This is a genomic window from Peptostreptococcus sp. (assembly GCF_036639115.1).
Classification (GTDB): Bacteria; Bacillota; Clostridia; order Peptostreptococcales; family Peptostreptococcaceae; genus Peptostreptococcus.
Genome location: NZ_JAVWJH010000002.1, coordinates 26,770 through 44,847, shown reverse-complemented (window position 1 = coordinate 44,847; position 18,078 = coordinate 26,770). Strand labels below are relative to the sequence as shown.

The window sequence follows — 18,078 nt, the reverse complement described above, 5'->3', positions numbered from 1 at the left end:
TCCTTCCAAAATTATCTATAATTTACTCTATCTTTTATTATATCGTTTCTATTATCATCTATGAAGCAAAGAAGGCCTTCACTTATTCCATCAGCCAACTCTTGTCTAAAAGCCTCATTTGAAAGCTTTTCAGCATCATTTTTATTTGATATAAACCCACATTGAACTATTGCTGATGGCATATCAGTGTAGTTTAAAACATCAAAATTATTTTGTATTACTCCTCTGTCTTTCATCTCTACAAAAGAGAGCGTTGTTGACTGTATCGATTTTGCAAGAGTTTCAGATAGATTTTTTCTTTTTACAACAGTTTGTTTTTCAGATTTTTCTTCATCTGATTTTTTTTCTTTTACTTTATCATCTGTTTTATTTTTAGCGTTTAAGGTCTCTGATTTTTTTTCTTTCTTTGAGTTTGAATCTAATTTGGACTCTTCTTCATCATTTGAACCTTCCTCTGAGCTCTTGCCTTCCTTTTTCTGAGATTTTGTATCATTCTTCGATGTCTTCACTGGCTTAGGTGCTAGGTAGTATGTATCCAGCCCTTCTGCCTGATTTGATACTCCTTGAGCATTTAACCTTATAGATACAAATACATCTGTTTCATTTTCTCTTGCAAGATCTACTCTATTTTTCAAACTTTTATCATCATCATATTCTCTAGTAAGCATTACCCTTACATCTTTGTGCTTAGAAATATAGGTTTGTATTTTCTTAGCAATGTCAAGATTTATTTCTTTTTCACTCATAGTACCACTCGGAGTGGACATTCCAGTATTGGATCCACCTTTTGCCGGATCTATCATGATATTTATTATCTTTTTTTCCTCTTGATTTACGTCTTGTTCTGATTTTATAGGCAAGCTTTCCTTCGTCTTAGGTAAAACAAATCCTTTTATTCCAACCGCTAATTTAAAAATAAGGAAAAGTAAAAGAGCTAATGCAATAAAAACTAATAAAAGCTTTTTCTTATTTATCTTTCTTCTTTTTCTATTTCTTCGTTTCATAGCGACCTCTAATCTATCTTAAAAAATTCCTTTAAAACTTGAATAACACCATATTCATTGTTTGAAGGAGCACTAAATCTTGATATTTGTTTTATTTCATCGACAGCATTATCCATAGCATAACTATAATATGCCTTGCTCAACATATCAAAATCATTCATCTGATCCCCAAAAGCCATAATCTCACTATCATCAACATTTAAAAGTTTCTGTATCTTTTGAATGCCATTTCCCTTACTAGCATTTTTGGAAATAATATCTAACCATTCGAATCCAGATGTGCACACGGTTGCCAAATCTCCAAACTCTTCAACAATAGCTTCAAAGTCATGATCATATCCATCTTCTGAGTAAAATGATACCTTAACTGGAAGTGAATCCACTTCATCGAAATTATCAACTATTTTATGACTTGGAAGATATTGTTGTGCATTTTTTATAGCCTGCTCATCTTCTAATCCATCTATATAAGAACACTCTCTAGTGCAATATACTACCTTCTTTTTTGGTCCCAAATATTTTATTCTATTTAGTATTTTTTCGGTAACTTCTATGCTTAATTCATCAACTGATATTAATTCACCATCAAATTCTACTACTGTTCCATTTTCTGCTATAAATAAAATATCATCTTCATAACCTGCAAATTCTTTTTTCAAACTTGCCATTTGTCTTCCACTTGCTACACAAAAATATATACCGTGAGATCTCAAATATTTAAACACTTTATCAAATTCTGGACTCATTTTTTTGTTATCATCTAAAAAAGTCCCATCCATATCTACCACTACTAATTTTACCATTCAATCCTCCTTAAAGTTTAGTATCACCATTATTATAACATAGAGTTGAAGTTTTCTACTTATATAATACAGAAAAATTTATATATTATCTCTTTACTATAATGCTTTTATTTAATATAATAGGTAATGTGTAACTTAAAAATGAAAAGAAGGTGATTTTTTGTCCGGTCTTAGAAAGTTTGTAATCTTTCTAGCTGTGCTAGTAGTAGCTATACCTGCTTCATGTGCAGGAGTAGTATACTCAAAACTTAAAACCATGCAAATCGATGGAAATTTCGATATGCTTGCTTCAAACGAATACAAATATGATAATGAAATTACCAATATCTTATTGGTCGGAAGCGATGCGCGTCCAGGAGAAACTGTATCAAGATCTGATTCAATGATGATATTGACAGTTGATAATAAACACAAAAGCTTAAAGCTAACATCTTTTGGTAGAGATACCTATGTTAGTATTCCTGGTCATGGATTTCAGAAGTTGACTCATGCTTACGCGTATGGTAAAGAAAAACTGCTCATCGAAACTATTGAGCAAAACTTCAAGCTAGATATTCAGAATTATGCGAAGGTTGATTTCTTCTCATTTATCGATATAGTAGATGCGGTAGGTGGAATAGAAGTCGAAATTACAGATCCAGAAATTGTAGAAATGAATAAGTTTATATATGAGTGTTATCAATGGGATAAAAAGAGCAACAAGCCCCCTATTAGATACATGAAGAAAACTGGTGTACAGAATCTTACAGGATACCAGGCTCTTGCCTTTGCTCGTATAAGACACAATGATGGTACTATGGAAAGAGATGATAGACAAAGACAGGTTATAGAAGCTATTATTACAAAAGTAAGTAAAATGTCTGTCACAAAATATCCAAAACTATTAAATTCGATTCTTCCTTATGTTCAGACAAACATGGATCCAGGATCTATAATGGCTCTTGGAAAAGAAGTTCTAGGAATTGGTGATTTGCATCTAAATACAATGCAGTTCCCACTACACCCTGAAAATGAAATTAGACTACCAGAATCTGGATATGTCATTCCATTTGAACAGTATGAAGTTCCTCTTTTACATGGATTTATTTTTGATAATAAAAAACCTACAAAAGAAGATATTGAAAAAGCATCAAATGATTGGAAAGAAAAGGGTGAGGAGTCGCAATATGCATCTGACCCAGAATACTCCAGTATTTCATATTAACTCACAAAAAGACTGCCTAGGCAGTCTTTTTATTTTATATTCTTTTAATTTATATCTTAAATTGTATGTCTTCTAACAGCCGCTTTAAATTATATATTTATATAATTTAAGATATTATTAATATTTTTTTTGCTTTTTCTTATGCTTAAATTAATTTTTTTGATGTAGAATGTTATATACATGTTGTGCAAATATATATAAAAAGTAAATGTATATAAAAAATATCTATTTTATGATATAATTGCTAGTATTAATTTTTAAATATGAATAAAAAGAAATCTTATAGTAATATATTTTGTTCAAGAAAAATTACTACAAGGTGAAATGTTATTTCGCCTGCTTAACAAGGAAGGATGATAAAAAATATGTCAAAACTAAAAAAAATAGTGGTGCTTTTACTAATATTGGTGATTGCACTTCCCGTAGCTGCATTTGGACTAACCTCTTCTATGTTGGGAGATATGCATGACTCTAATATTAAAACAGATTCTCTAGATACCCTATCTCACTCTAACAAGGATGGTATTAGTAACATACTTATTATGGGAAGTGATGCTAGACCAGGAGACACAAGCGCTAGAACAGACTCTATGATGATTCTTACTGTAGATAAAATACATAAAGATATTAAAATTACATCACTTGCTAGAGATACCTTTGTCGATATTCCAGGACATGGATATTCAAAACTAACTCATGCATATGCATTTGGAAAAGAAGATCTTTTGATAAAGACAATCGAACAAAATTTTGGTATTGATATCAATGACTTTGCTCTTATTAATTTTGAATCATTCATTGCCATTATCGATGCTTTAGATGGTGTAACATTAGATGTTACTGCAAATGAAATCAATGAGTTAAATAAGTTTATACCAGAAACATATAAATGGAGCACTAATGAGGATAAGGGTGAAATGAAACTGATAGAAAAAACTGGTGAACAGAAATTAAATGGTTATCAGGCCTTATCATATGCAAGAATAAGACATAATGATAGTGCATTTGGTAGAGATAATAGACAGCGTATGATAGTAATGAGCATTATAAAAGAAATGAAAAATACTCCTAAGTTTAAATATCCATTTATACTTAAGGCAGCAGCTCCTTATGTTAGTACTAATATGAAAACAATGGATATGTTAAAATATGGTATGGATATAATGAGAATTGGCCCAGATAATATGAAACAAATGGAATTCCCGATAGTTTCTTCACCTAAATATTCTACTGGAGGAATATATGGTAACTATGGATGGGTCCTTAGATACGAAGATGAATCAATACAGTTTTTAAAAGACTTTATATTTAATGATATTGAATTTAACGAAAATAAATAGTTTTAATTTTTATTTTGTACAGACAAACTATTAAATTTTATCTGTTTTTTAGTTCATGTTCTAAATATATAAAAATTTCATATATTTTATTATTAATTTTCCTATTACACATCTTGTATTTATTTGTAGTATGTATAAAATAATTTAAAATATATTATCTAGAATAAAAACATATATTTAAGTAACAGAGTTCCTAACTGGAACTCTATTACTTTGTGAAAGGAGATCAATCAGTATGGACAAGCTTTTTTCCCTTATAAAAACTTTAATTTTGATATTTGTATGTGTCATGCTAATACTAGAGGCTATCATTATATACGGAGGTAGAAATAACTATAATGAAGATGCTGATTATATAATGGTCTTAGGTGCAAAACTTCATGGTGACAGACCTTCTAAATCCTTGAAATATAGAATGGAAGCGGCATTAGAATATATGCAAAAGGATCCTGAGCTTATACTTATAGCCACAGGTGGTCAAGGTCATGATGAAAGCATCCCTGAAGGTCAAGCAATAAAAAAATACTTCATTTCAAAAGGTATCGATGAAAGTAGAATATTAGTAGAAGACAAGTCTGAAAATACATTTGAAAATATGAAGATGTCTAGAGAAATGATAGAAAAAGATGGAAGAATAAAAGTTAATATTGTTTCTAATAAATACCATATATTTAGAGCCAAGATGTTGGCCCAGAGAAATAATTTTGATCCCTATGGAGTCCCTGCAAAAACTCCTGAATCAGTCTTGATAAAATCATATTTAAGAGAAGCTTTAGCACTTGTAAAATCATATATATTCGATAGATAAAATAATTAAAAAAGCCCCTAAGAAGTTAGTTAACTTCTTAGGGGTTTTTATTGAGAAATATTTGTAATAACCATTTCTGATTTTTAATAAAATTATATCTATATATCAATTTATTTATATAAATAAATCTTGCCTATATAAACAAATCTATAGCTTAAATTATATCATATGTTTTTCTTCTGCACTTACCATAGCCTTCTTTACTATCTTAGATAGTCCAACTAAACCTATAACGTTTGGTATTACCATGATACCGTTAAACATATCTGCTAGTTCCCAGACTAATTCGACATGCATAGTTGTTCCTGCTATTATAAATAGCAATACTACTACTCTAAATGGATTTAGGGCTTTATTTCCAAATAAGAATTTAACGTTTGCCTCTGCAAAGAAATACCAGCCTATAATAGTTGAAAATGCAAAGAATAACAATGCTATCGCTACAAAGACTATACCAAATTGACCAAAGCCTATTTCAAAAGCCTTTTGTGTGGCTGCAATACCTGTTTCTCCAGATAGGTTTGCCCCAGTTGCAATTATTACTAATGCTGTAATAGTCAATACTATAAATGTATCTATAAATACACCTACTATAGCTACAAGACCTTGTTGAGCTGGATCTTCAACCTTAGCAACTGCATGTGCGTGTGGAGTTGAACCCATACCAGCTTCATTAGAGAATAGTCCTCTAGCAACACCATATCTAACTGCATCCTTTACTGCGATACCAGCTGCACCACCAACAACTGCTGTTGGGTCAAATGCACCTATAAATATTTGTCTGAAAGCATCTCCAGTAGCGCTTCCCATCATTACCAGTATTATTACACCACCAACAATATAAAAAGCTGCCATAATAGGAACAAGCTTCTCTGTAAAAGATGCTATTCTTCCTATACCACCTATAAATATAAAGCCTGCAACTATTGCAAGAATTATACCTACTATCAAAGGCTCCATGTTAAATGCAGATTCAAATGCAACACCAATTGAATTGGCCTGAACCATATTACCTATAAATCCTAGCGCTATTATGATAGATACTGCAAATAGAGTAGATAAGAATTTACTCTTCATACCATATTTCAAATAATATGCTGGACCCCCTGTAATCTGTCCATCCACTTCCTTCTTAAACGTCTGTGCTAGTACTGCTTCGGCAAATATTGTAGCCATACCAAAGAATGCACTTATCCACATCCAAAATATTGCTCCTGGACCTCCAGATACTATTGCTGTAGCTGCACCGGCAAGATTACCTGTACCAACCTGTGCTGCTATTGCTGTAGCAAGTGACTGAAATGATGACATACCATCTTTACCAGCCTTTTTACCTCTAAGCGTAAATCCACCAAAGGCTTGCTTAAAAGCCTTTCCAAACTTTCTTACCTGAATGCCTCTTAAATTAAAAGTAAAGAAGATTCCACAACCTACAAGCATTACGATAAGAACGTACCCCCATAAAACACCGTTTATGGATTGTACAATTTTTAATAAACTTTCACTCACGTAAAACACCCCCAAAGTATTATTTAAATTATATTAATCGGCCTTTCCGAATAATACTCTCTACTCAATTACTTGGGGGTATATACATAGTTATCTAAATTAATTTTTCATTATACCACCAAGTAAATTGTATATCTGATTATAAGAGTTCTGGTTAATTCCACCACCAACTTTATAAACTAAACTTGCACTTCTTGGTTCCAAAACATTTCTTTGATAAGTAGAAACATTATTTCCAGCAAGTATAACAGGAGAATTTGTCTTTTGTGCAAAAGCACTTACTGTGATAGCATCTATTGGTGCATCACTTCTCGTTACAAATGCCTTCAATGAAAATTTATCATTGTATAATTTATCAATTATTTTAGAGTTTGTTTCTATCCTATTTGAACCGAAGAATCTATTATGACTCAAATCTAAGCCAGTTGCCTTAGCAACTTGATTTATTACATTATCTGAAAGAACAGTTGGTCCACCTACAAAGTAGATATTCTTTATATTGTGTTCTTTTATCCAATTAATATTATTTTGGCTCATGCTATCTTTTCCACTTATAAGTATTGGATTTCTTTCATTTCCAGCCTTAGGTGCTATAGACAATACATCTACCATTGCTTCTTCACTTGCGATATATACAGTATCTGCCGCATGTTCTTTTTGAAGCAAATCTGCTATCTTAGTAGATTCATCTTGTGGATTTGTACTAAATACTCTATTAATATATATATTTGGTATATTTTTTTCTATGTTTTCTATGTCTTTTTGAGATATCGAATTGCTATTTCCTAAAATAGTCAACGTATCTATTTTTAGTCTTTTCATTTCGTTTATTGTTGCCTGACTCACCTTGTTATGGAAGCTAAGTAATATAGGTCCATCATAGCTAGCTGCTAGTGGGCTTGAAATCACTCCTGACATTAAGTCTTCACCATTTACAAGTATTGCGTTTTTAGAGCCCTTGGCCCATCCTTTTTTACTTACCTCTATAGCAGTTTCAGATCTATCTTTACCCATAACTGCATTTTGATAAGGAAGTCTTTCATTAGGATCTTTATATAAATTTTTAAGGTCATTATAAACCTGAGGTTGATCTACAATATCTTTTGCTGAGAAATACATACTTCCCTTTACTTCAGGATATTTTCTATTTAACTCTATTTGACTCTTAATTTCTCGAGCAACATTTTCTCCACCATACTCAGCTTGACCATGTTTATATATTCCCTGTCCAATGTATAGATCTACTCCTGTACCCTTTACCTGATCTGACCACCATTTCACTAGTGTCGCATAATCCGCCTTTGGATGTCCTATTCTCCAATAAACCTGAGGAACCACATAATCTACAAGACCATTCTTTATCCAATATCTAGTGTCTGCATATTGCGCGTTGTAAGACTCTCCTCCAGAAGTTTTTGAACCATTTGGATCATTGTATGAATTTCTCCATATACCTGCAGGACTTACACCAAAGGAAACATTTGGTTTGATAGAGTGAACCTTATCTCTTACACTTTTAATCATATTATTTATATTTGATCTTCTCCAATTATCCTTATTTCCAGATCCATACTTCTTAAATGTTGCCTCATCTGGAAAATCTGATCCTGGATAGAAATAATCATCAAAATGAACTCCATCGATATCATAGTTACTTACTACTTCAGCCACTGTATCCACAATATATTTATTTACTTCTGGATTACCTGGATCATAATACCACTTATTATTATGCTTTATAGTCCAATCAGGGTGTTGGTTAATCGGATTATTTGCAGCTGACTTTGATTTATCAGCATAAATACTCGCTCTGTATGGATTAAACCATGCATGAACCTTGATACCTCTCTTGTGAGACTCCTGAATTATAAATGCAAGTGGATCGTAACCTGGATCTTTTCCCTGTGTGCCAGTTAAAAATCTTGACCATGGGTTAATCTTTGAACGATACAATGCGTCTGACTCTGGTCTTACCTGCACTACTGCAGTATTTATTCCAGCTTGTTTTAATTTGTCTAGTAACTCAATGTATTGTCTTTTTTGCATTTCTGGATTGCCTTTTGATGAATCTGATGGCCAGTCTATATTATAGACTGTAGAAATCCATGCTGCTCTCATTTCTGTACTATCAGCTTTGGCCGTATTTTGTTGACCCTTTGGTATAATCACTATACCAAGTGCTAATACAATAGACATTGCTATTGATACTAATTTCTTCATACTTTTCCCCTCCTAAATTTATACTTTTAAATATAATTTTACACAAGGGATGAATATAATACAAGTTAATTAGAAATAAATATAAAATCATATGAACTCTCAAAAATTCAAAAGCTAACATGTATTTTAGATGTATTTCTGTTGTTTCTTATATCTTATATCAATGTTATCATGTATTATAAATAAAAACAATAGTTTTTTTTTAATTTGTAAGACTATTTTGAAAAATGCTTTCTTTTTAAAGATTTTTCACTTTCGAGCTTATTAAATTAGTTTTTTAACAATCATTTTATATTCATCCATTGTATAATTAAAAAAAGGTGAGGAAAACCTCACCTTAGTTAACTATTTATTATTCTATTACTCTTCTTGCAGTAGTGTATGAACCTAAATTTGCTATTCTTACATAGTCACCTGGTTGAGGAGCATGAATATATTTGCCATCTCCTATATAAAGAGCCACATGATGAACTGGATTACCCCAGAATACCATATCTCCAGGTCTTAGCTCAGATCTAGATACATATCTACCTACAGTAGCCTGATGCTTAGAAACTCTTGGCAAGGTAATATTTGCACCGTTTTTAAATGAATACAACATAAGTCCAGAACAGTCAAATGTCGATGGGCCAGTTGCCCCCCATACATATGGACTTCCTAACTTAGATTTAGCTACCGATATTACACTATTTATTTTTTCTTGTGACAGCGTAACTATAGAATTACTTGGTATCCAACCTGTAACTCCTCCGTCACCTGTTCTCACTTTTGAATAATTTCCATTCTTATCAATTACTTCTACTCCATTGCCTTTTATAAACTTCCCTATTATCTGTGAGCTGTTGTCAGCCTTAGTTCTAATAGATATGTCCATAAGTGCAATTGTAGTGGCTGCATTGGCATTTAGAGATCCATCTGGATTAAACTTATATGTTTGTGTACCTATGTACTTAATTGTATTAGCGTACATAACACCATCTTTTCCAAAATAGTATAATTTGCCATCTATTTTTCTCCACATGTTTTCTGCTCTGTTATATGTATTGAGGAAGTAGTATTTTTTATTTCCTTCCTGATACCAGCCTCTTGTTTTTTGACCATCTACATATTTGTAATATTTTCCATCTTCTTGGAATATACCATTTTTCACATTTTTTGCAGCATCAACAAGGTTCTTTTCACCCTTAGCATAAATTGCTTTTTGCTGCTCTGTCATAATACCAACATGTGTGGTATTATCATTAGCTATCAGATGTCCTTCTTTATTGAACTGATATATTTTTCCATTTATGCTCATTTTCTGATCCCTAATCATAACACCATCTTTATTAAAATAATATTTCTGACCTTGAATCATTCTCCACATATTCTGTGGAAGTTCATATGTGTTTAATATATAATATCTAACACCATTATAATCGACCCATCCCTTTTGTTTTGCTCCATTAGAGTATAGGTACCACTTTCCATTTTCTTTTGAAAATCCGTTAAAAGACTTTGAAGCAGTTTTAGCAGCCATATTGAGATCTGTTGCTTCTAAGCTTGAGCTTTCTTCAACTACATTGTCGGGTGCATTTTGGATAATTTCTCCATTAATACTGTTCGCTTTATTTGCTGAACTTTGCTCCCCCCCTAGACTAGTAGTATTTGTCTCAGAACTTACATCTGTCTCAAGACTGACTGTATCTTCCTTTGCCGTATTGTCTTCTATACTATTGTTATCTGTAACTTCGTTATTCTCCTGATTTTCCGTAAACTCTGTAATATATTCTGTCTGTTCTACAGTGTCTGCTGACGAGACCAAAGTCCCTGCACCAGAGGCCATCATCAGAGTAACCAAGGCTACAGCTATTATCTTTTTATTTCTCTTTTTACTAAACTGCATCACAACCTCCTCTTATCACTTCTGTTATTCGACAAATTTAATTTTATCACATCATATTCCAATATGCAAGGAATAAATTACATTTTGTAACTTTTTAATGTAATTCGTTACTTTTTCTTTATTATTTTGTAACTTTTTAAGCAAATATTCAAAAAATTGACTTAGCTTATTTTATAAATACAATATTTTATTAAGTATTTTATTCATAAAAGCCATTTATTTTAACATTTATAAGTAATTGCAAATAAAAAAACTATCTTTTTTTATTTTTATTCTAATTTTATTTCTTAGTATCTTTTTTAGTAACTTTGTTTTTTAAATGGTTTATAATTAATAAAAATATATTTTTTTCATATAAATATACTTATTTTTTGTTTTTTAAACCTTCTGTTAAACAAAACAAAAAATGGGAAATTTAATATTTCTATTAAATTTCCCAAATAATTACTTAGTATTATTTTTAATTGTCTTATATTATTTCTTTTTTAATTTTGATTTCAAAGTATTTTTAGCTAGATTTACAATCATTGTGTATTCATCTATTTTCATAAAATACATAACTATCGCATATACTACTACACCAGAAAGAACACCTATACCTAAATTAGCAACCTTCATTAAAAGTCCTCCAACTAGATATGGACTCAGTCCATCATACACAAATTTTACAACCAAAGCCATAATTGCGGATGATATAAAGCTCTTTATAAATACTATTATATTATTTTTTGGAGTATATATATCTATCTTCTTTTTCATACTCTTATTAAACAAAATTAATCCTATATAAGCAGATATTGCTGTAGCTATTGCCAAGCCTCTATATCCAAGTGGTTTTATAAATAGAAGGTTTAATACAATATTAAATACTATTGCTACAATACTGTTGATCATAGGTGTTTTACTATCTTCTAAAGAATAAAATCCTCTACTCATAACATCTCTTAGAGCAAATGCTAAGATCCCAGTAACGTATATTACCAATATATTCGCTGTCATAATAGTATCTTCCGTCGTAAATGCATTTCTTTGAAATAACACTTCTACAATTGGTTTGGAAAGAACCATACATCCAGCTATTATAGGAACTAATGCCACAATAATCACATTCATAGTTTGTGACATGCTTCCCATAAAATCTTCCATTTTGTCGCTAACTACTAGCTTTGAAAATTTAGGATATACAACTGCTAATACAGATGTAATAAAAAGTGCTTGTACAAACTCATAAAGTCTCATTGCATAACTAAATGATGCTACCACATTGGTTCCCAACAGAGATGCTAATGATTTATCTACTACTGAATTTATTTGATTTGCTCCCACGCCTATTACTACTGGAACTACTAGAATAAGCATCTCCTTCATCACTTTATCATGAAAATCAATTTTTGGAGAATATCTGTATCCTTCTTTATAAATAAACGGAACTTGAAATAGTGCTTTTGAGGCTATTGCAATTAATGTTCCTATTACAAGTACCATTGGGCTTGTTTTTATACTTAAAAATATTGATATTATTATTATTATGCTGTATGGCATTCCAATAAAGCCTGGTATAACAAATCTCTTTTTAATTTGCAGATAGGCTGTAAATATATTTGCAAGTCCTACAAATACAATACTTGGAAGCAATATTCTTGTATACTGAACACATAGAGCATATACATCTCCCTTATATCCTGGTGCAAATACTTTCACCAATGGTCCTGCGAATATAACACCAACTATTGATAGAACTAGACAAATTAATACTACCATGTTTATTATTGAATTCAAAAAAGACATTGCTCTTTCTTCTGAATCTTCATTTGCGAGCTTACTATAAAGTGGTATCAAGCTCGTTGCAAGAGCTGACCCTATCACCGCAAACAAAACAGTTGGTATATTATTGGCAGTAGCATATACAGCAGCGTAAGTTCCTGTACCATAAGCAGCCGCCAAAACACTGTCTCTAACCAACCCAAAAATCTTTGACAAAATAGTGACCACCATCAAAAGAAAGGTCGCTTTTGCTGTTTTTGACATTTTTTTCTCCTCTAATATTACTAAATCTTTATTTTTATTTATGGTTTAATTCTTCAAAATATTTCTTTATCAATTTAGTTCGTTTTTCTAGCAAATTCTATATAATTAAATAGAATTAATTCTCATTGATATTTTTTATAGATGTTTTTCATTTACATCTTCTGGCCTAATATAAGTAGTAACTAATTTTCTCATAATAGGATCCATTTCCTCTTCTCTTTCATTAAATGCAGATTCCTTTAGTTTCTCAAGCAAGAAAAATATTTCCTCTTTATTGAAAGTTTTTGGCTTACCTATAAATATTTTTTTATGTTCTGTATTTTTAAGACCTTCTTCAGCCATTAAGAGTTCTTCATATAACTTTTCACCTGGTCTTAGCCCAGTATATTCTATCTTTATATCTTCGTCAGGCTCAAATCCACTAAGTTTTATAATATTTCTAGCCAAGTCATCTATCTTTACAGGCTCACCCATATCTAAAACAAAGATCTCTCCTCCATCAGCCATAGCTCCTGCCTGCATTACTAGAGATACTGCTTCAGGTATAGTCATGAAGTATCTTATGATTTCCTTATGAGTAACGGTCACAGGGCCTCCTGCTGCTATCTGGTTTTTAAACAAAGGTACAACTGATCCTGAACTTCCCAATACATTTCCAAATCTAACTGCCACATACTCTGTTTTACTAATATCATTATATGTCTGTATCAACATCTCTGCAGCTCTTTTAGTAGCTCCCATCATGTTTGTTGGGTTAACTGCCTTGTCACTTGATATAAGTACAAATCTTTGAACTTTAAATTTATCAGCTACCTTTAGAAGGTTCAATGTTCCAAATACATTATTTTTTATAGCTTCTGTTTTATTATCTTCCATCAAAGGAACATGTTTATGAGCTGCTGCGTGGTATACAATATCCGGTCTATACTTAGCAAATACTTTTTCTAATCTTTTTTCTTCTCTTATAGTAGCTATTACAACTTCCAAATCAAGTTCATTTTGATATTTCATTTTTAACTCTTGTTGGATAGCGTAGGCATTATTTTCAAAATTATCTAGTATAATTAATTTTTTGGGATGATACTTTGATATTTGTCTACAAAGTTCAGACCCTATTGTTCCACCACCACCAGTAACCATTATAACCTTACCTTTTATCTGCTGGCTAATTTTACATGTATCTAGATATATTGGGTCTCTTCCCAATAAATCATCTATTTCAACTTCTCTTATTATTTTAAAGTCAACCTGACAATCTATAATTTCTGTCATACTAGGTATTGTTCTCGTATAACATCCACTAGATTTACATAAATCTAATATTTCTCTTTTTTTGCTGCTTTTAATATTTGCTATAGAAAATATTATTTCATCAATATTTTCTTTTTTAATCAGTTCTAAAATTTTAGATGTATCTCCCATTACCTCATGACCACATACTAATTTGCCCAACAAACTTTTATCGTCATCTATTATCACAGCTACTTCTCTTTTTAGTTTTTTTCTATTCTTATCTATTTCACTTATTACCATTTGGCCAGCTTCACCAGCCCCTATTATCATAACTTTTGATATTTTATAGTTATTACACATAGCAAACCCCTCTTAATCTAAACTAAAAAGGACTTTGTAAGCCTGTCTAATTTCAGATAAATTAACAAAACTATACAAAGCCCTACTATATTTACTACTTTTCATTTTTTATTCTCTTCTTTAGAGCATTGTACGCATAAAAAACAAAAACATACATAGCTTTTGGTAGACTCAAATGTTCTACATTTCTATATGTATTCCAAGTTCTTTTAATTGCATTCCATTTGTTATGAGAAAGCGATCCATCGACCACTCTATACCATACCAAATCCTCATGAATTCCATATGCATATTCTGTTCTTTTTAGAAGCTGAAGCCAAGTGGCTGTATCTTGACCCCTTCTTACATTAGTCATTCTAAAATCGCCTATTACTTCTCTATCTATCAAAACAGTCGAACATCCTATAATAGTATTTTTTAGCAGACCGTTATAGTCTATCTTTTCTGGTGCCCTTGCAACTTTATTTGTAGGAACTCCATCTTGCATTACATATCTGTATGAAGTAAAGCAAAAACCAACACCTTTTTCTTTAATAAGTGCAAGTTGTTTATCCAACTTGTCTGGCTTCCAGATATCATCACTATCTAAAAATGCAACATATCTACCTTGAGCTTTTGCGATACCCGTGTTTCTAGTTATCGCTGCACCAGAATTTTTATCAAGTTTTATATATTTTATCCTAGAGTCTTCAGCAGCCTTTTCTTTTATTATATCAGCTGATGAATCTGTAGAACAATCATTAATCAATAACATCTCCCAATTTGTATATGTCTGATTTTGCACCGACTCAATTGTCTCTATTATAAACTTTTCAGCATTATATACAGGAGTTATTATTGATACTAAAGCATCTTTCATTTATATTCTCCTCATTCATCATATGAAATTACACGGTTTTTTTTGACTTAACTCTTAATTTCATATTTTTTATATTTTCGAGACTAAGATTTGATACTCCACCAACTATCAATACAAGTCCTATATTCGTTGCCAAATCTAACATTATACTTTCAGCAAAACAATATATCAAAAGGCTGACAATTAAAAGTATCTCTGCCTTTTTGTCCTTTTTACATAGCTGATATAGCGTATAACACATCATAGCTATAAGAGCTGTATATACCAATATCCCCGAACTATATAAAGACCATATATATCCACTATCAAGTGGCATTCTCTGAGTAAATAATATATCTCTTATATTAGAAGCATATCCAAATAAGTTTATTCCTCTTGAAGGATGCATTACATATGAATGCCAATATAAGGGTCTGTGAGAAAGCACACTATTGAAGAAATAATTATCGCTTAAGAATATAGCGATTACCAAACTCAACAATGACATTAATACTGGGAATGATGATACAAATATCCTAGCATATTTCTTACTCAGATCCATATTCTCAAGTATTATAAACGCAAGAATCGTCATTACTGCTGTAAGAAGTCCAGTCCTAGTAGTTGTCTGAGTATACATTAAAAATATCAGAGCAAACAAAAGTATATAGTCAATCTTTCTTTTCTTATTATACACATAGTAAAAGTATGCAGACCATATTAGAAACATACTTATAAATGCTGTATTTGGATTTCCAAATCCAAAGTCATTTCTTCCTTCTAAATATTCTGTAGGGTGTATTCCCACTACATTCATAGCTAAATATATAGAAAATAATACAGCATTAGTAATGGTAAACCACTTTACTATTACTCTAAAATCAGCTGCATAAAGTGCAAGACACAAATAATATGTGTAGACTACTGTAATATTTTTAGATATCACAAACTGTAATCCAGCTAATAATAAAAATCCTATATGTACAATGTTGTATTGTTTTCTATTAGAAATAATAAGTACTGTTGACAACACCAAAGAAATCAACATAAAATATTTCGAAAAATTACTAAATCCAAAATATACTCCATAATATTTCATAATAGCTAAGAATATAACGGCTACTCCCAACCTATTTTTCCACTTCTCGTTTAACATATATTAAAACCTCATTTCTATATAGACATCTCTGCCTAATATCTATTTCTTCTTTAATCTAGTAGCAATTTAATACTCTATTAAGATTTTATAATTTAAACTTCAATTGTTCCTTTAGAGAATCCCCAAATATCCCCCAAAATTCACCGTTATTATTTTCTTTTATTTCTTTTTTCTTTTTAAATCCAAATGCTATAAACATAAAAAATCCCATAAAAGAGCCAAATAACCTCTTAAATAAAGGTCCTTTTCCTATCATTGATTTTTTATCTATATAGTTTACCTCTTTATATGGATGGTAGGCTACTATTTCAGGGAAATAATACATTTTTCTTTTTCCCTCATTGTAGGCATCCATAATGTATATATTTTCTTCACCAGAATTATACTTAGTTCCTATTCCAAACCTTTCATCAAACTTATGAGTATGTGGATCTATACTCAATGAGTTAAACCACATATCCAAAGTAGCTTGTTTTAAGGTCTGTAACTTACTTAAACCAAGTATTTTTTCTTTAGGGTAATTTATTGTCGATTTTTCCTTTATTGGGTCATAGTGTTGAAATGTTCCAATATCTGGATTATATTCTTCAAAATATTTTTTTACTATTTCTAATGTGTCATCTTTATACCAACAGTCATCATCTGTAAATGTGTAAACATCCCCACTAGCCAAATTCATAGTAGCATTTCTACTATTTGCACACCCAATTCCATCTGCACGCACATGTCTATATTCAAATTTATGTTTTTTTAGAAGTTCCTCAATCTCATCGAAATTTGACTGAGAACCAACTATAAGTTCAAAATCTTTATATGTCTGTCTATCAAGGCTATCAAAAAGATAGTCTAATTCCTTCAGTCTCGATCCATATGTACCGAGCAATAAGCTAAATTTCATACTACCTCCTTTTACTTAGAAATAAAGTGTTTATAAACATTTATTATTGCATAATAACAGAAGCAGTATATAGATTTAAACAATCCCAGCTTCTCCTCATTTCTTAATATATTCCAAGTCCATCCGGCAGCTTTAATTTTATTTCCAGATAAAGAATTTTGTCTGGTTCTGTATTTTGCCAACACTTCATCTAGTCCATAAGCCTTATGACCTCTTTTTAATATACGAAGCCATGCTGCATAGTCCTCATGATGAATCTTAGGCATATAAATATCTTCTATGTGTTCTCTGTCTATTACCACAGTCAGACATGATATCGCATTGTGTCTTAACAACTTCTTATACGTCAACTCATCTTTTGCCTTAACAACAGTGTTTAGCAAATTACTATCTACATCCATAAATCTATAGCTTGTAAAGGTAAATGCATAGTTATTTTCTTTCATAAAATTAATCTGTTTTTCTATTTTTTCAGGTAGCCAAACATCATCACTGTCTAAAAATGCAATGTATCTACCCCTAGCATTTGCTATACCAGTATTTCTAGCATTTGCCACACCACCATTTTCTTCAAGAAGTATTGGCCTTATATTATCATACTTTGATGCATACTCAGCTATAATATCTCTAGAAGAATCAGTTGACATATCATCAATACACATTATCTCTATATCTTTATATGTCTGATCTAATATACTATCTAAAGTTTCTCTCATGAAATCCTCAGCATTATATACAGGTACAATCACAGAAACCAGATTATCAATAAATTTTTTACTCATTCAAATT

The 18,078-nt window shown here is 31.1% G+C and carries 14 protein-coding genes; 3 read left to right on the top strand and 11 right to left on the bottom strand.

Features of this window, described 5'->3' with window-relative positions; genetic code table 11:
- Nucleotides 1-11 precede the first annotated feature (11 nt).
- Nucleotides 12-1,004 (bottom strand): N-acetylmuramoyl-L-alanine amidase family protein, encoded by a 993-nt coding sequence (locus RR561_RS02555; RefSeq protein WP_332505862.1) that lies wholly within the window; start codon nt 1,002-1,004, stop codon nt 12-14.
- Nucleotides 1,005-1,012: 8 nt separating this feature from the next.
- Nucleotides 1,013-1,807, bottom strand: coding sequence for an HAD family hydrolase (locus RR561_RS02550; RefSeq protein ID WP_332505861.1), 795 nt, complete (start codon nt 1,805-1,807; stop codon nt 1,013-1,015).
- Nucleotides 1,808-1,967: 160 nt separating this feature from the next.
- Here RR561_RS02550 and RR561_RS02545 point away from each other — a divergent pair, with 160 nt between their 5' ends.
- From RR561_RS02545 to RR561_RS02535, 3 genes are all read left to right on the top strand, one after another.
- Nucleotides 1,968-3,011, top strand: a complete 1,044-nt coding sequence (locus RR561_RS02545) for an LCP family protein (protein WP_332505860.1) — start codon at nt 1,968-1,970, stop codon at nt 3,009-3,011.
- Nucleotides 3,012-3,376: 365 nt separating this feature from the next.
- Nucleotides 3,377-4,351 carry an LCP family protein gene (locus RR561_RS02540; protein ID WP_332505859.1) on the top strand — a complete coding sequence of 325 codons (975 nt, stop codon included), beginning with the start codon at nt 3,377-3,379 and terminating at the stop codon, nt 4,349-4,351.
- A 235-nt stretch (nt 4,352-4,586) separates the two neighbouring features.
- A complete protein-coding gene (locus RR561_RS02535) occupies nt 4,587-5,159 on the top strand; it encodes a YdcF family protein (protein WP_332505858.1) in 573 nt (190 codons plus the stop codon).
- A 159-nt stretch (nt 5,160-5,318) separates the two neighbouring features.
- Here RR561_RS02535 and RR561_RS02530 read toward each other — a convergent pair whose 3' ends face one another.
- The 9 genes from RR561_RS02530 to RR561_RS02490 form a co-directional block, all read right to left on the bottom strand.
- On the bottom strand, nt 5,319-6,668 hold the full coding sequence (locus tag RR561_RS02530; protein ID WP_332505857.1) for an alanine/glycine:cation symporter family protein: 1,350 nt from the start codon (nt 6,666-6,668) through the stop codon (nt 5,319-5,321).
- Between the two features lie 99 nt (nt 6,669-6,767).
- Complete coding sequence (locus tag RR561_RS02525) at nt 6,768-8,888, bottom strand: family 10 glycosylhydrolase (protein ID WP_332505856.1); 2,121 nt, start codon at nt 8,886-8,888, stop codon at nt 6,768-6,770.
- A 352-nt stretch (nt 8,889-9,240) separates the two neighbouring features.
- On the bottom strand, nt 9,241-10,773 hold the full coding sequence (locus RR561_RS02520) for a C40 family peptidase (RefSeq protein ID WP_332505855.1): 1,533 nt from the start codon (nt 10,771-10,773) through the stop codon (nt 9,241-9,243).
- 474 nt (nt 10,774-11,247) lie between these two features.
- A complete protein-coding gene (murJ, locus tag RR561_RS02515; RefSeq protein ID WP_332505854.1) occupies nt 11,248-12,801 on the bottom strand; it encodes a murein biosynthesis integral membrane protein MurJ in 1,554 nt (517 codons plus the stop codon).
- Between the two features lie 135 nt (nt 12,802-12,936).
- On the bottom strand, nt 12,937-14,394 hold the full coding sequence (locus tag RR561_RS02510) for a polysaccharide biosynthesis protein (RefSeq protein WP_332505853.1): 1,458 nt from the start codon (nt 14,392-14,394) through the stop codon (nt 12,937-12,939).
- A gap of 94 nt (nt 14,395-14,488) precedes the next feature.
- A complete protein-coding gene (locus tag RR561_RS02505; RefSeq protein ID WP_332505852.1) occupies nt 14,489-15,253 on the bottom strand; it encodes a glycosyltransferase family 2 protein in 765 nt (254 codons plus the stop codon).
- 28 nt (nt 15,254-15,281) lie between these two features.
- Nucleotides 15,282-16,388: a hypothetical protein gene (locus RR561_RS02500; protein ID WP_332505851.1), complete on the bottom strand. Its 1,107-nt coding sequence runs from the start codon at nt 16,386-16,388 to the stop codon at nt 15,282-15,284.
- An 88-nt stretch (nt 16,389-16,476) separates the two neighbouring features.
- Nucleotides 16,477-17,289, bottom strand: a complete 813-nt coding sequence (locus RR561_RS02495) for a glycosyltransferase family A protein (protein WP_332505850.1) — start codon at nt 17,287-17,289, stop codon at nt 16,477-16,479.
- An 11-nt stretch (nt 17,290-17,300) separates the two neighbouring features.
- Nucleotides 17,301-18,071: a glycosyltransferase family 2 protein gene (locus RR561_RS02490; RefSeq protein ID WP_332505849.1), complete on the bottom strand. Its 771-nt coding sequence runs from the start codon at nt 18,069-18,071 to the stop codon at nt 17,301-17,303.
- Nucleotides 18,072-18,078: the final 7 nt, after the last annotated feature.

Coding starts and splice junctions, on each gene's coding strand:
- RR561_RS02505 (WP_332505852.1), bottom strand. CDS start 15,253: ATGAAAGATGCTTTAGTATCAATAATAACTCCTGTATATAATGCTGAA.
- RR561_RS02495 (WP_332505850.1), bottom strand. CDS start 17,289: ATGAAATTTAGCTTATTGCTCGGTACATATGGATCGAGACTGAAGGAA.
- RR561_RS02510 (WP_332505853.1), bottom strand. CDS start 14,394: ATGTGTAATAACTATAAAATATCAAAAGTTATGATAATAGGGGCTGGT.
- murJ (WP_332505854.1), bottom strand. CDS start 12,801: ATGTCAAAAACAGCAAAAGCGACCTTTCTTTTGATGGTGGTCACTATT.
- RR561_RS02500 (WP_332505851.1), bottom strand. CDS start 16,388: ATGTTAAACGAGAAGTGGAAAAATAGGTTGGGAGTAGCCGTTATATTC.
- RR561_RS02520 (WP_332505855.1), bottom strand. CDS start 10,773: ATGCAGTTTAGTAAAAAGAGAAATAAAAAGATAATAGCTGTAGCCTTG.
- RR561_RS02540 (WP_332505859.1), top strand. CDS start 3,377: ATGTCAAAACTAAAAAAAATAGTGGTGCTTTTACTAATATTGGTGATT.
- RR561_RS02555 (WP_332505862.1), bottom strand. CDS start 1,004: ATGAAACGAAGAAATAGAAAAAGAAGAAAGATAAATAAGAAAAAGCTT.
- RR561_RS02525 (WP_332505856.1), bottom strand. CDS start 8,888: ATGAAGAAATTAGTATCAATAGCAATGTCTATTGTATTAGCACTTGGT.
- RR561_RS02490 (WP_332505849.1), bottom strand. CDS start 18,071: ATGAGTAAAAAATTTATTGATAATCTGGTTTCTGTGATTGTACCTGTA.
- RR561_RS02535 (WP_332505858.1), top strand. CDS start 4,587: ATGGACAAGCTTTTTTCCCTTATAAAAACTTTAATTTTGATATTTGTA.
- RR561_RS02550 (WP_332505861.1), bottom strand. CDS start 1,807: ATGGTAAAATTAGTAGTGGTAGATATGGATGGGACTTTTTTAGATGAT.